Source organism: Candidatus Omnitrophota bacterium (assembly GCA_013791745.1).
Taxonomy (GTDB): domain Bacteria; phylum CG03; class CG03; order CG03; family CG03; genus CG03.
Genome location: VMTH01000144.1, coordinates 1 through 14,369 on the forward strand (window position 1 = coordinate 1; position 14,369 = coordinate 14,369).

The 14,369-nt window shown below is 46.6% G+C and carries 13 protein-coding genes; 11 read left to right on the top strand and 2 right to left on the bottom strand.

The genetic code is table 11. The features are described from left to right. Positions 1–43: 43 nt before the first annotated feature. The 5 genes from FP827_06790 to FP827_06810 are packed head-to-tail and all read left to right on the top strand — an operon-like array spanning position 44 to position 6,100. A complete protein-coding gene (locus FP827_06790) occupies positions 44–1,198 on the top strand; it encodes a hypothetical protein (protein MBA3052774.1) in 1,155 nt (384 codons plus the stop codon). 43 nt (positions 1,199–1,241) lie between these two features. Further along, complete coding sequence (locus tag FP827_06795) at positions 1,242–1,694, top strand: type II secretion system protein (protein ID MBA3052775.1); 453 nt, start codon at positions 1,242–1,244, stop codon at positions 1,692–1,694. A gap of 52 nt (positions 1,695–1,746) precedes the next feature. After that, positions 1,747–3,273 (top strand): hypothetical protein, encoded by a 1,527-nt coding sequence (locus tag FP827_06800; protein MBA3052776.1) that lies wholly within the window; start codon positions 1,747–1,749, stop codon positions 3,271–3,273. Beyond that, positions 3,270–4,061 carry a prepilin peptidase gene (locus FP827_06805; GenBank protein MBA3052777.1) on the top strand — a complete coding sequence of 264 codons (792 nt, stop codon included), beginning with the start codon at positions 3,270–3,272 and terminating at the stop codon, positions 4,059–4,061. Before FP827_06800 ends, FP827_06805 begins: the two co-directional genes overlap by 4 nt. 2 nt (positions 4,062–4,063) lie before the next feature. After that, positions 4,064–6,100 (top strand): YfhO family protein, encoded by a 2,037-nt coding sequence (locus FP827_06810; GenBank protein ID MBA3052778.1) that lies wholly within the window; start codon positions 4,064–4,066, stop codon positions 6,098–6,100. A 31-nt stretch (positions 6,101–6,131) separates the two neighbouring features. Here FP827_06810 and FP827_06815 read toward each other — a convergent pair whose 3' ends face one another. Next, the gene (locus FP827_06815) at positions 6,132–6,989 is read right to left on the bottom strand and encodes a hypothetical protein (GenBank protein MBA3052779.1); all 858 of its coding nucleotides are present in this window, start codon (positions 6,987–6,989) and stop codon (positions 6,132–6,134) included. Positions 6,990–7,035: 46 nt separating this feature from the next. Further along, positions 7,036–7,524, bottom strand: coding sequence for a hypothetical protein (locus FP827_06820; protein MBA3052780.1), 489 nt, complete (start codon positions 7,522–7,524; stop codon positions 7,036–7,038). A 34-nt stretch (positions 7,525–7,558) separates the two neighbouring features. Here FP827_06820 and FP827_06825 point away from each other — a divergent pair, with 34 nt between their 5' ends. From FP827_06825 to FP827_06850, 6 genes are all read left to right on the top strand, one after another. After that, positions 7,559–8,323: a TIGR00153 family protein gene (locus FP827_06825; GenBank protein ID MBA3052781.1), complete on the top strand. Its 765-nt coding sequence runs from the start codon at positions 7,559–7,561 to the stop codon at positions 8,321–8,323. 18 nt (positions 8,324–8,341) lie between these two features. Beyond that, positions 8,342–9,283 carry an inorganic phosphate transporter gene (locus tag FP827_06830; protein ID MBA3052782.1) on the top strand — a complete coding sequence of 314 codons (942 nt, stop codon included), beginning with the start codon at positions 8,342–8,344 and terminating at the stop codon, positions 9,281–9,283. A gap of 7 nt (positions 9,284–9,290) precedes the next feature. Next, positions 9,291–10,742, top strand: a complete 1,452-nt coding sequence (malQ, locus tag FP827_06835; GenBank protein ID MBA3052783.1) for a 4-alpha-glucanotransferase — start codon at positions 9,291–9,293, stop codon at positions 10,740–10,742. Continuing rightward, entirely contained in the window at positions 10,739–11,704 is a 966-nt protein-coding gene (locus tag FP827_06840) for an aldo/keto reductase (protein MBA3052784.1), read from the top strand. Before malQ ends, FP827_06840 begins: the two co-directional genes overlap by 4 nt. A gap of 207 nt (positions 11,705–11,911) precedes the next feature. Then, positions 11,912–13,546, top strand: a complete 1,635-nt coding sequence (locus FP827_06845; GenBank protein ID MBA3052785.1) for a malonate decarboxylase subunit alpha — start codon at positions 11,912–11,914, stop codon at positions 13,544–13,546. 30 nt (positions 13,547–13,576) lie between these two features. Then, positions 13,577–14,369: carbon-nitrogen hydrolase family protein (locus FP827_06850; protein MBA3052786.1), on the top strand; the 793-nt coding region annotated here is incomplete at its 3' end.

Here is a 14,369-nt window from a genome sequence, read left to right on the forward strand (position 1 = left end):
AATCTCCGCTGTGGCTTTTTTTACGGAGGTCATCAGTAGCCGGATGGGATTTTTGGAGATCCCCGCCGCGCTGATAATCGCCGTCATTATAGTTTCCGGCATTCACTCGCGGCTGAAAAAAAACGGTTCAAAAATATCTTTCCGTCCCGTCACGGCGCTATTTGCTTTGTATCTCGTCCTTTACACGGCCTTTCACATGATATGGCCGGCGAAGGGCGCGCGTTTCGTGATACCGATCCTGCCCTTTATTTATTACTTCTTTTTCTCGGCGGTTGGGCGCTGGTATGCCGTTGGAATTTTTGGCAGATTCAGAAAAAAAGCGTTTGGCGTGGCGTCTTCGTCCGCCGCAGGGGCGACGGTAACGGCGCTGCTCCTGGCGATATTCGCCTATCAGAACTATCTGATCCTGATAACGCCTGTGCCTCCGCTCTTTCCTGAGACATTCGCTTATGCGAAAGACAGCAGCAAGCCGGAAGATGTGTTCGTCAGCGAGTCGGCGGAAAGATTTTTTCTCAAAACCGGCGTGAAAACGATTGCGCCACCGCCATATCCCGGAGCCGACGATTTTTATTATTTTCTTATAAGCGAAGGCGTCACGCGGGCGGCTTTTTACCGGAGCCCGGGCCTGTCAACAGAGTACAGCGAATTCCCAACGACTTCATCCGGAGGCATTAAAAGATACGCTTTGTTTCTGGAAAATGCGCTAAGGTTTGAAAAAGAATACGAAAACAAGGATGAGGGGACGATTATTTACCGGCTGAATCAAACTTATGCCGCGAATTTCCAAAAAGCATATGAGATGATGACAGGAGCTTTGAATGATATTAATAAGGAGAAGAAAAATGAAGCCGAGAATAAACTCAAAAAAGCTCTTGTGATATGCCCGTCTATTACAAAAGCTTCTGACAATCTTATGCTCATATATATTGAAAGCGGCCGCTTGGAAGAAGCGGAGGGGCTGATAAAGAAAATTGAAAGAGGGGGAATGGTCTCGCATATCACTCTTTTTCTTGCGGGGGAGCTTTGTGAAAAAGCTGGTAAAAAAGACAGAGCAGCGGAGTATTACAGGCGTTCCGCGAATGAGGCTCTGAAAATCGGCGATCACGGCATATTGAAAGCCGCGCAGGAACGGCTGACAATGTGTCTAATGTCAAGACCTGACCCCACTGCTATTGACAAGTTTGGAGAAACGTATTAAACTTATGTTAGCTCTTAACTCGGGCTAAAAGGAGGTGAGAAAAATGAAACAGACAAAAAAAGGTTTTACTCTGATCGAGCTCATGATTGTTGTCGCAATTATTGGTGTTCTGGCCGCTGTGGCCATTCCTAAGTTCGCGGACTTGATCAGAAAAGCCAATGAGGCCGCTTGTAAGGGACAGCTTGGAGCAGTTCGTAGCGCAATGTCTATTTACTACGGTAACACGGAAGGGGTTTGGCCTCTTACAGCAAATGGTATGTGCCCAACGTATTTACAGGCGATTCCTGATTGTAAATCGGGAGTGGCGGGTATTACTACCACAAACGACTGCGAGACAGAGACTGATGGTAACAATGACATTACCACAATAGCCTCCTACGACGGCGGATGGTGGTACAACTGTGGAACTACTAATCCGGGCGGGACTTTCACTGGTGTTTTTCTTGTAAATGTTACAGCTACCGACACCAAGGGCACTGCGATTCACACATGGTAAGCTGTTAGTGTTTTGTTTTACGGGGGCGGCTTAGGCCGCCCCCGTTTCTTTTATGGTAAAAATTTTCCTCGGAATTTCCTCTCTCGCGGTTTTCCCATTTTTCAGCGACTCATTCTGGGGGGCTAAATATTTTCTGACACTTCTTTCACTGCTTCTTTTATTTTACGAGAGGGGAAATAAAACTCTTTTTTATGATTTGAAAGCTCCTGAAGCGGGTTTTTTAATCGTGATCGTGTCGATCTTTTTGGAGAATTTTAATTTTTTTCAGTTTTTCCGCTTTCTCGCGCCTTTCTGTCTTTATCTATATGTTTCGCGCTCGCCAATATGTGAAGATAAATGCCTTAAAAAAACTGTTATACGCCTGTCGGCTTTGATTTCTTTTCTTGCCGTTATTCAGCAGCTCACAAAATTCAATCCCTTTAACGCGCCCATTCCTTATGTCACATTCGGAAATCCCATGTACCTGGGGGCGTATTTGGCGGCAGTTCTTCCTTTCAGCGCTGATATACTGCTGACTCACCGCCGAAAAAATGAGCCTGTTGGAAATATCCCCGCATCCTTAACAGCTTCGCCCACTTCCAACAGTATTTATTATGAGGCGTTTTTTTCTTTTGCATGCGGCCTCGCGGCTCTTCTTCTTACCAGAAGCCAGTCGGCGTATCTGGGTTTTGCCGCCGCAATGTCTTATCTGCTTTTTAAGAGAACAAAAAAATCAAAAGCGCTGATTATTTTAACGTCAGGCGCTGTTATTTTGGCTCTTCTTTATTTTTCGTTCTTCAAAACGGGTGACAGCGGTTATTCCAATTCTTCGGTAAGGCGTATGAATTATTACAGGACTTCGCTGGAGATGCTCAAAGAAAATCCTCTCACGGGCGTAGGCGCCGGAAATTACAGGGGGAATTACGCTTCATACCGTCTGAAAGCGGGCCTTCCGTATCATATGTCGCCCCAATGGGCTCATTGCGATATTCTGCATTTTATTTGTGAGCTCGGAATTTTCAGAGCCTCTCTTATTTTTCTTTTTGTCCTGACAGTTCTGCTCAAAAAAACGCCGCCGGAACTCGCGCCTTATAAAGCCGGCGTAATGGCACTCATCTTCACATCGCTGACGGCTTTTCCTTTTCAGCGAATTTCAACCGTCTATCTTTTTTTTATTTTTGCCGGAATCATTATGAGAGATGAAAATAATGAAGACGAAAAATACCGTTCCGTTAAAAAAATAGCGGCAATAGCGCTCTCTTTGGCGGCTTTCATATACGCCCTTGTTTTTGCTTATTCTCAGTTGAACTGGAAAAAGGGCGAAAAACTTTTAGAAAGCGGCTCACCCCGCGAGGCAGTCGCGGCTTTTGAAAAGGCGGCAATTGGCGTTCCCGCGGATTACAGAATATGGCAGGACCTGGGCAGGGCGAAATACCGTTCGGGCGATATAGGCGGTAGTTTGAGCGCTTACCGCAGATGTCTTTCTTTATATTTTGACTGGGATATTTGCTACAATACTTCCATCGCCTTTAATGCGGGGGGAAACAAAGTTATGGCGGAAAAATTTATGAAAGAGTTTGAAAAAATCAAAGCGCAATGACAGAAACATTGCCTCTAAACGCTGTCGCTCTTTTTTATGCTTTGATTTTTTTAACAGGCCTTGTATTCGGTTCTTTTCTGAATGTTGTCATATACCGACTGCCTCTGGAAAAATCCATCATCCGTCCGCGGTCATTTTGCCCTGTTTGCGGAGCACCCATAGCTTTTTATGACAATGTTCCTGTTCTAAGTTTTCTTCTGCTTAGGGGAAAATGCCGCTCCTGCTCCGCGAAAATTTCGCCTGTTTACCCTCTCGTGGAACTTCTCACGGGCGTGAGTTTTTTTCTCTCTTTTTATTTTTTCGGGATTTCGTGGAAAGCTCTTGAAATCGCTGTTCTTCTGGCCTCTTCCATTGCCATCACATTCATAGACTTAAAGCACCGAATTATACCCGATGAAATAAATATTTTTCTTTTTGTCTTCGCTGTTTTTCTCCCGAAAGAAATATGGGGCGTTTCTTATTGGCCCGCCGCGGGCCTCTCCGCTCTATCGGGCCTGTCCGCGGGGCTGGTTCTTTTTCTGATAGCTATCGCGGCGGAAAAGATTTTTAAACAGGAAGCTATGGGCATGGGGGATGTGAAGCTCATAACTGCCCTAGGCGCTTTTTCCGGTTTTCATTCCATATTCTGGCTTATTTTTATTTCATCCCTCATAGGTTCCGTCGTCGGCATAGCCGTTAAGCTCCGCAAAAGAGAAAAGGGCTATACAATGATAGCTTTCGGGCCGTATCTTTGCGCCGCCGCAATCATTTATACCCTTTTTGAGCCGCGGCTCAAACTGCTGTTTTGACAATGAAAAATAAATTGTCTCTTGGAATCGTTGCAGTAATAATTCTGGCAGCGGTGCTCATTTTTTTCAGGAGCATTGTTTTCAGCTCGCTGACATTTTTTATGCGTGACACCATCATACAGTTTTTTCCGTGGAGCTTTTTTAAAAGCGCCTGCCTCAGGCAGGGAATCATACCGTTTTGGAATCCTTTTTCTCATTGCGGCATGCCTTTTGCGGCCGCCATGCAGCCTGCTGTTTACTATCCGCCGAACATAATTTTTTATGTCTTGAATTTTGTTTCCGCTTACAAAATCTATATTGTTTTTCACATTTTTATAGCGTTTATCTCAATGTTCCTTCTCATGAGGGAAACAGGGCTTGACGAAGAAGAGTCTTTCCTTTCGGGAATGATTTTCGCCTTTAACGGTTATATTCTTACGAAAATAGAATTTCTGAGCGTCCTTGGAACATCCGTCTGGCTTCCGGCCGCGTTTCTTATTCTTATGAAATCGCGATCAAGAACGGATTTCAAACGGATTTCGGCGCTGGCTCTTGTTTTTGCATTTCAGTTTCTGGCGGGCCATCCGCAGATTCTATTTTATGAACTATTCGCGCTCTTTCTTTATTGCACCGCGGTGTTTTTTTTCACGGAGCAAAAACAGACAAAGCCATTTTTGACATTGACGCTATCGGGCATTCTTGCCCTTATGATAGCGGCAGTTCAGTTTATACCTTCCTTAGAATTTGTTCTGAATTCCATAAGGGGCAGGGGCCTTCCCGGTGAAATTGTAATGACAAATTCTTTTTCGTTGGGAATGTTTATCAATTTCTTTAATCCTTTTTTGAGATACTCAAGTAACGATTGGCCTTACGGCTGTTATGTGGGGATAATCGCTTTTATGCTTTTTCTTTTTTCTGTAAAATCATCGTCAAGAAGCGTAAAATTTTACCTTTCGCTTTTTGTTATTTCAATTTTTGTTGCGCTGGGCGCAAACAATCCCGTTTTTGGTTTTATAATAAAAGCTTTTCCTTTTCTTAAAGCTTTCAGGTATCCCGCGACAATTCTTTACCTGAGCGTTTTTGCAGTCGCCGCATCCGCCGGATATGCGCTCGGCGCTCTGCGGGTTTCAAAAAAAATCAAAATTCTTCTTGTTTTCGCGGTTTTTATTGAGCTTTTTATAACCGGTCAAAAATTCAATAATAAATTAGATAAAAGAATATTCACAGTTTACTGCGATAAAATAAATTTCTTGAGAAAACAAGACGGTTTTTTCAGATATTTTGTTTCACCTAAAACTACCGCTGCCAGAACAGATTACGATTGGAGCGCCTGGAAAGATAATCTTTACGGTGACACTGGCCTCCCTTTCGGCCTTTATAACGCCGCCGGACAAAACATAGAGCTGACGGATTATAATGAGTTCTCTCGTCGGCTTTATAGTTCGGGCAATGCTGACAAAGCACAGAAACTTCTTTCAATTATGAGCGTCAGATTTTTGCTGGCTGATTACAAAATTGAATCCGAACAATGGAAGCTTAGTTTTGAAAATCCGAAAGCCCTGTATAATGTGCGTATTTATGAAAACAAAGCTTTTCTCCCGCGGGTTTATTTTGCGGATAAAGCAAAAGTTCTGACTAAAGATAAAATTCTTGATTATATGGAGTCTGACGCGTTTAATCCGCGCGATGAAGTCGTACTCCAAAAAGAGGTTCGGGCGACAACTGAAAATGTTAATATCGGTAAAATTGCCAAAGCTGTTATTACAGAGGACATAATAAATGAAATTTCCGTTACGGTCTATGCTCCGCGGGACGCGTGGCTCGTTATGACCGACGCTTTTTATCCCGGCTGGAAGGCCTCCGTTGACGGTAAAAAAACGGAAATACTAAAAGCAAATTATTTTCAGAGGGCGGTTTTTGTTCCCGAGGGCAGTCATATCGTGAAGTTTTCTTGCCGGCCTCTTTCTTTTGTAGCAGGCTTTGTCATAACAGTTCTTTCTCTTATTTTTATCCTCTACAAAAGGTTGCCGGCGCCGGTTAAAAAGCCGGGCAGGATTTAAGAGGACAGACGCGGATTTTTAAAAGACAGGTCTACGTGGCTGGCCCTTTTTTTCTGAAAAGTTTTGCGGCGGAATACAGATTTATAAAGACGAGCAGTAAGACCGGCGGCAGCCAGTAACGCGCCCTTATTCCCATTGCGCGCAAATTCAGAAACCAGAAGTCCAAACCGTCAAAATGCCGTGCGCGCCAAACCTGTGTGTAAGTTCGACCTTTTTCAATACGGGGAGAAGGTTTTGTCAGACATTGCGAGGCCTGTTTCAGCTGGTGGATGACCTGATTTTTGTGCAGCGGCTGTAAAAAGAAATTCATGGGGTTGGCAATAACAGCGCTAAGCTGAAAAGTAAAGCTTATGAAGAACAGGGTATAAAAAAAATAAGACAGGATTTTATTTTTGTTTTCTTTCAAAAAAAACACCGTGATCAGTGCGAAAAAGGGGAGAACTCCCATCAGAAAGCGTGTGCCCCAGCACCATCTGCCGTCTATGCGGTTAAGAACTATAAGCAACAAAATCGTTTGCAGGGCTATTATCGCGGGAAGAATAAGCGCCTTTTTTTTCTTCAGGAAAAACAATCCCCCGATGAAAAAAACCAGAACGGGATTAAAGAAAAAGAAGCCCGTTTCCCCGTCCAGTAAAACTTTGTATAAGCCGTTCAGAAAAGATCTTTCTGGCTCTTGCGGAATTGCCATAGCAACCCGGGCGTCCATAATTATTTTACCGAACCTGTACCAGTTGTGATATAAAATTAACGCGGTGAAAACCGCTATGGGAATCAGAAATAATAACAGATCGGATATCATGATTTTTTTATCTTTACGGTCTTTGTAGGCGATATACAGTACAAACCAGAGCGCCGCCGGGAGCATCTCAATCCTGGTAAGGAATAACAATCCGAAAGCCGCCGCGCAAAGAACAATATGCGATCGGGCACGGCTTTCATCCCACATTAAAATAAAAAGAAAGGAGCAGTAGGAATGACGCGGGGGTGTGGGCAAAAAAGTTAGCGGAATATACCCATGCCATCGTGCCGGCGCCGTAAAGGAAGGCCAGGAGCAGCGAAAGGCGGTAGCCGAACTTAAGTTTTGTTGCGATCATAAACAGCAGAAGGCATGCGCCGGCGGCAAAAACTGTGTTCTGGGCCGACACGAAAAACTGTTTCAGAAAATCTGTCTTGAAGATTTTATCCGCAAGTTTCCCGGCCGCGTAAAAGGGCAGAGCCAGTATTGATTGTCCGAGTTCATACCAAGAATATTTTTTCCCGCTGGTTGTTTTGATCGTGAAAGGGCTTTCCGGTATTTCAAGTGATTGTTTTTCAACGATGTTTTTGGTGACCATATACATCGCGAAATGGTCGTTGGAATAGAAGTGACCTCCCATCGTCAGCAGATACAGCGACAGGAAAAACAGGAATATATATTTTCTCATAAACTGATTTTATATTAATGGCGCTTTTATGTAAATGCGGGGTGAATTTATCAGAGCCTTTCCGCGCCCACTATCCGCGGCTCGGCGCACCACTTCCTCCGGATGTCTTTTTTTTGTACACTGTGGAAATGATAAATTTAGGAGGTTGTCAATGTTAGGATTCGGAAGAAAAAAGGAAAAGGAAGTCAGGGTTCTGATATGCCAGCATCTTGAGAGCGTCCGCGCCACCGTGGAAGAAATGAAGCTCTCAATGAACGAATATCTCGCCGGCGATATTAAAAACGCCAAAGAGAACGGTTTTCAGGCGCATCGCCTGGAAAAAGTGGCCGACGCCGGACGCAGGGAGATAATAGAGAAACTGCACAAAGGGGCATTCCTTCCGGTTTTCAGGGAAGACCTCATCCGGCTCGTCGCCCAGCAGGACAAAATAGCCGACAGGGCGGAGAGCTGCTGTGACTTCTTCCTGACTCAGAGGCCAGCTGTTCCCGAAAAGTTCATGGAACAATTCAAAGAACTCATGAATGCTTCGGCCACGACGATCACCCCCTACGTTAAAGCCATTGAAAACATGTTCTCGGATTATACTGTGGTCAAGACGAATATAAGGGAAGTCAATACGCAGGAAGAAAAAGCCGACACGGTTGAATGGCACCTCACGAGGGATATCTTCTGTTCGGATCTTCCCCTTGCTGAAAAACTGCATCTGCGCAGGCTCATATCGCATGTCGTGTGCATATCGGATGTCATAGAGGACGCTGCCGACGATCTTGACATCCTGATGGTGAAATACCAGATTTAATCATTTCTGATACAGGACATGTTTAATCTTCTTCCAGGCATTTATCTCGGTTGGGGCCTCGGCGCTAATGACGCCGCCAATGTTTTCGGCCCCCAGGCGCATTCGGGCATAATAAGTTACCGAGGCGCCATTCTTTTTACTTCCATCTTCATAATGCTCGGAGCTATGATAGGCGGAGCCAGGGGTTTTGAGCACATAGGCGCGATGGTGCAGGGTCTCACCCCGGCGGAGATATTTATCGTGACGCTCTCGGCGGGCATTATGATGAATCTGATGAGTTTCGCGAAAATACCAGCTTCAACTTCGCATTCTATCGTGGGTTCCATGATAGGCGCGGGCCTGGCCGCGGGCAGCGCGGTGGATTATTCAAAGGTGATGAAATCCGTCTACTGCTGGATCGTCACTCCTATAGGCGCGGCGATCTTTACCGTTATTTTTTATCATCTGCTCAGTTTCATCTGGGCCAAGCGCATAAAGAACATCATGATGCTCAACTGGACAATAAGGATAGCGTCTATAGTCATCGGCTGTTACGGCGCGTATTCTCTCGGCGCGAACAATCTGGCCAATGTCGTCGGTATCTATGTTGAAAGCGGCATGATAAGCTCCTTCAACGCCCAGATCTTGGGGGGGCTGGCCATTGTTTTCGGCGTTGTCACATATTCAAAAAATGTCATGTCAACGGTCGGAAGCGGCATAACGGTACTGGACCCTTTCAGCGCTCTCGTGACAATCCTCAGCGGTTCGCTTATCCTGCATATTTTCGCTCAGATGGGCGTGCCGGTGTCTTCATCGCAAGCCGTCGTCGGCGCCGTTCTCGGCGTGGGTCTTGTAAAAGGAGCTAAAACCGTCAGTTACGGAAAAATAGCCCTGATATTCGCCGGATGGGTCGTTACTCTTGCGGGAACCGTTTTATTCAGTTTTCTCCTCTGCAAAGCGTACACCCGATTCTTCATCTGAAACAACAATGAACCTGAACCGGCGCAGCGGATTAATCCTTCATCCCACAGCGTTACCTTCTCCTTACGGCTCCGGCGACTTCGGCTCATCCGCCCGGGGCTTTATTGATTTTCTCGCCGCATCTGGAATGACTCTGTGGCAGGTTTTGCCTCTTCAGCACAGCGCCTTTGATTCGCCCTACGACTGCGTCTCATCCTGCGCGGGGAATCCACTGATGATAAGTGTTGAGGGTCTTCTTGAGAAAAAACTTCTCCGTAAAAAACCGGAGATTCCCGGTTTCCGCGATGATAAGGTGCTGTTCCGCCGTGTTATAGCTTTTAAAAACAGGATACTCAAAGAGGCTTTTGAGAATTTCAAACCTGATAAATGCTTTGAGGGATTCTGCGAAAAAAATTCGGCGTGGCTCAACGATTACTGCGATTTTATGACGCTCAGGGAAAGGCACGGGTCGCCCTGGACAAAATGGCCCTTGTGGGCGAGGATGAGACGGGAACCGGACATGGCGCGCATGCGCGAAAAAAACATCCGGATTATTCTGAGGCACAAATTCATACAGTATTTATTTTTCAGCCAATGGAATGAGCTGCGCTTTTACGCGAGGAAAAAGGGAGTAAAGATAATAGGCGATATGCCGATGTTCGTTTCGCGCGATTCCGCGGACGTGTGGGCGCACAAGGAACTTTTTCTGCTGACAAAAAACGGGAAACCGAAATCCATTTCCGGGGTGCCGCCGGATTATTTCAGCAAAAACGGTCAGGTGTGGGGCAATCCCGTCTATGACTGGAAGGCCATGAAAAAAAACTCTTTCACATGGTGGAAGAGACGGCTCGGACTATCATTTGAGATGTTTGATTTCGTCAGGATAGACCATTTCAGAGGATTCTATTCATACTGGAAGATACCCGCGGGCAATAAAACGGCGAAAAAGGGCAGATGGACAAGGGTGCCTGGTCTTGAACTTTTTGCCGAGATCAAAAAAACTTATCCGTCTGCGCCCGTAATAGCGGAAGACCTCGGTTACATACCGAAGCCTGTGAAGAAATTCAGGATGAAGCTGGGTTTCCCAGGTATGAAAGTGCTGCAGTTCGCCTTTTCGCTAGGCGATAAAAATCAGTTTCTGCCCGCTAATTACGAGAGAAACTGCGTGGTTTATACCGGCACTCATGACAATGACACGCTTATCGGCTGGTATTCTTCGTGCAGCCCGCGCCGCAGGAGGATAGTAAGCAAACATCTCGGGGAGGTGCTGGACCTGAATTCACAGATGATGGAACTTGCCATGCGCTCAAAGGCGGCTTTCGCTTTATTCCCCATGCAGGATATTCTCGGCCTGGGGCGCAAGGCGCGCTTCAACACGCCGGGCACATGGAGAGGTAACTGGGCATGGCGCATGGAAGAGATCCCCTTTGATAAAGCCCGGGGCATAAAAAAACTCTGCCGCCTCACCCGCCGCAAATGACCTATAACAGTGCGGGGAATCTGAAGGAAAAGATTTCGGCGCTGGGCCTCGGCACATGGGTTTTCGGCGGCGGCAAATGGTGGGGCGAACAGGAAGACGATGTCTCAAACGCTGTCATGGCCGCGGCCTTCAGCGCGGGGGTGAACCTTTTTGACACAGCGCCTTTCTACGGTTTCGGCCGCGCGGAAAAACTCGTGGGCGGATTTATTGCCGGTAACAGGATCAGAAAAAACATTATTATCTCCACCAAACTCGGATTGGATCCGGACGCGCCGGGATTTCACAATCTGAAAAGGGACAGGATGAAAAAAGAAATAGAGGAAAGTCTTTCGCGTCTCGGGACTGATTACATAGACATATACCACATCCACTGGCCGGATCCCGCCGTGCCCGTCGGGGAAAGCGCGAAAACGATGAGAGGGTTTTACGAGGAAGGGCTGATAAGGTCTGTGGGTGTGAGCAACCACTCCGTTTCCGAGATGAGGCAATTTATGGAGGTCTGCCCGCTGCATTTCCTTCAGCCGCCATACAGCATGTTCAACCGCGGCATCGAGGAAGAAATACTTCCCTTCTGCGTCAAAAACGGCATCTCCGTTCTGGCATACAGCCCGCTTCACGGCGGCATGCTGACGGGCAAGTTTTTCAGGGAAGGATGTATTCCGCCCCGGGATCTGCGCCGTAAAAACATGAAAGATTTCAGCGAACCGTATTATTCGGCCGAAAAAAAAGCCTTTGAAAAAATAGAAGAACTTGCCGAAGCCTGCGGCATCAGCGCCGCCGGTTTTGCCCTCGCCTGGCTGATGCGGAAAAAGGGCGTCGCCTCTGTCCTCACGGGCGCGAGGAATACGGTGCAGCTGGCAGAAAATTTAAAAGCCGTGGAAGCAATTCCGGATAAAGCTGTTCTATTACAGGCGGACAAAATTCTGAATAAAATGAGCGCAGATTTGACGGTTATTGATTAAATGCGCCCGGAAAGACGATTTTGAGCGATATAGGAGAATTTAGGATAAAAAATCGTTAAAAAATTGCGACTGTCTGACGACGCCCTGAGGCGGAGGAGTTGAGCAATTTTAGATTTTTTCTCCGTTAAAAATTTTCCGTCTAGCGAAAAAACGCTTCCCGGGGGCATTATAATTGCGGAAAGCCCCTTAATTTTATAAAATCAGGCCATGAACAAAAAAGCTTCAATTAAAAAGGGAAGGGTTTTTTCCGGCGAGTGCGGAAAATTAATTGATAAAAACCGCATAAAGGATTTTCTGGAGGCCGTCATCCCTTCAGGCTCGCGGGTGTGCCTGGAAGGAGACAACCAGAAGCAGGCGGATTTTCTCGCCCGCGCGATGAGTTCGCTGGATCCTTCAAAGGTGAACAGGCTCCACATGGTGCAGTCATCCGTGGTGCTTCCCGAACATCTTGATATGTTCGAGAAGGGGATAGCGGAAAAACTTGATTTTGCTTTTTCGGGGCCTCAGGCAAAGCGGCTCTACCGTCTTGTCGACGAGAAAAAAATAAAAATAGGCGCTATACACACCTACCTTGAACTTTACGCCCGGTATTTTTCCGACCTCACGCCGGATATCGCGCTGGTTGTGGCAGATTACGCCGATAAAGACGGGAATCTTTACACCGGTTACAACACCGAGGACACGCCTGTGATATGCGAAGCCGCGGCTTTCGGCGGCGGCATTGTCATAGCCCAGGTGAAAGAGATAAAAGAAAAACTTCCGCGCGTGGATATCCCCGGTGATTGGGTGAATTTTGTCGTGCCCACCGGAGAAGATTACTATATTCAGCCTCTATTCACGAGGGATCCGGCAAAAATTTCCAGGCTCCAGATTCTTCTTGGAATGATGGTGATAAAAGGCATATATGAAAAATACAGGGTTGATTCACTCAATCACGGCATAGGATACAACTCCGCGGCGATAGAACTTCTGCTGCCCACATACGCTAAACATCTGAAAGGAAAGATATGCCGTTACTGGGCGCTGAATCCTCATCCGACGCTGATTCCGGCCATAGAGAGCGGTTTTGTTAAATCCGTTTATTCTTTCGGCGGTGAACCGGGAATGGAAGATTATGTGAAAAAACACAAAAGCCTTTTTTTTATGGGTCCCGACGGAAACATGAGAAGCGGACGTCTCAACGCCCAGCTTATGGGGCTTTACGGTATTGACTGTTTTCTGGGTTCCACTCTTCAGATAGATAAATACGGCAATTCATCCACGGCCGTAAAAGGAATGATATCCGGCTTCGGCGGAGCGCCGAATCTCGGGAGCACGCCTCCCGGGCGCAGGCATTCCACGGCCTCATGGAAAAAAACAGCGCGTGAAAACAAATCCTTTTTCAAGGCCACGGGTTTTAAAAAAGGCCAAAAGCTGGTTGTGCAGATGACACCCACATTCAGCGAAAAAAAACACATTCCCGTTTTTGTTGACGAGCTGGACGCTGTGACGCTTTATAAGGAAGGGAAATTTGATTCTCCGCCGGTTATGATATACGCCGATAATGTCACGCACATTGTCACCGAATGCGGAATCGCCAATCTGCTCAAATGCGCGAACAGAAAAGAGAGGGCGCGGGCGATAGAGGCCGTGGCGGGCGATACGCCCGTCGGTAAAAGGGCAAAACCCGAAAACACGGCGAAGCTCCGCAAAAAAGGAATTGTATCCACCTGCGAAGATCTCGGAATAGATCCCATAGATGCCAAAAGGTCGCTGCTTGCGGCGCAGAGCCTTGAAGATATCGTAAAAATATCTAATAATCTGTATAAAATACCGGACAGGTTTAAAAAGACTTATGGTTGAATTTATGTCCGGTTTTTCGGGAGAAATATTATGAAAAAATTTGTGGCTTCCTGTGTTCAGATGTATGTTGTGCCAAACGACATAAAAAGAAACACCGCTCACGCGTTAGAGATGCTGGACAAGGCGCAGAAATATCACAGCGCCGATCTTGTTGTTTTTCAGGAGACGGTTACGACGGGTTTTACGCCTAACATGGATTTTGAGAGTTTCTATAACATCATAGACACTGTCCCGGGCAGACATATGAAGCCGGTGATGAAAGAAGCCGCGAAAAGAAAAATGCATATCGTCTGGCCGGTTTACGAAAAAGACCCCGTAGAGAAAAAAATATACAACAGCGCCGTGCTCATAGGCCCCGACGGGGAAATCATTGGAAAATACCGCAAGACGCACCCTTTCGGGAGCGAATCGGTTAAAACAGGCGGCTGGACAACGCCCGGGAACAGCCTTGATGTTTTTGACACGGAACTCGGCAAAATAGGAATGATCATATGTTACGACGGTGATTTTCCTGAAACGGTAAGGCTTTTGGCTCAAAAAGGCGCCGAAATTATTGTCAGGCCTTCCGCTTTCCTGCGAAATTTTGAGATCTGGTCTCTCACCAACAGGGCCCGCGCTTTTGATAACCATGTTTTTATGATCGCCGCCAATGCCACCGGTGTTGACGCGGCCGGCCACCACTATTTCGGACACAGCATGATTGCCGCTCCAAACGTCACAGTTTTGGCTCTTGCTTCCGCATCCGAGGATATAATATCAGCGCAGCTTGACCCGGCCCCCATGATTTCCATGACTCCCGGAAGCACATCTCGCAGGACATTTG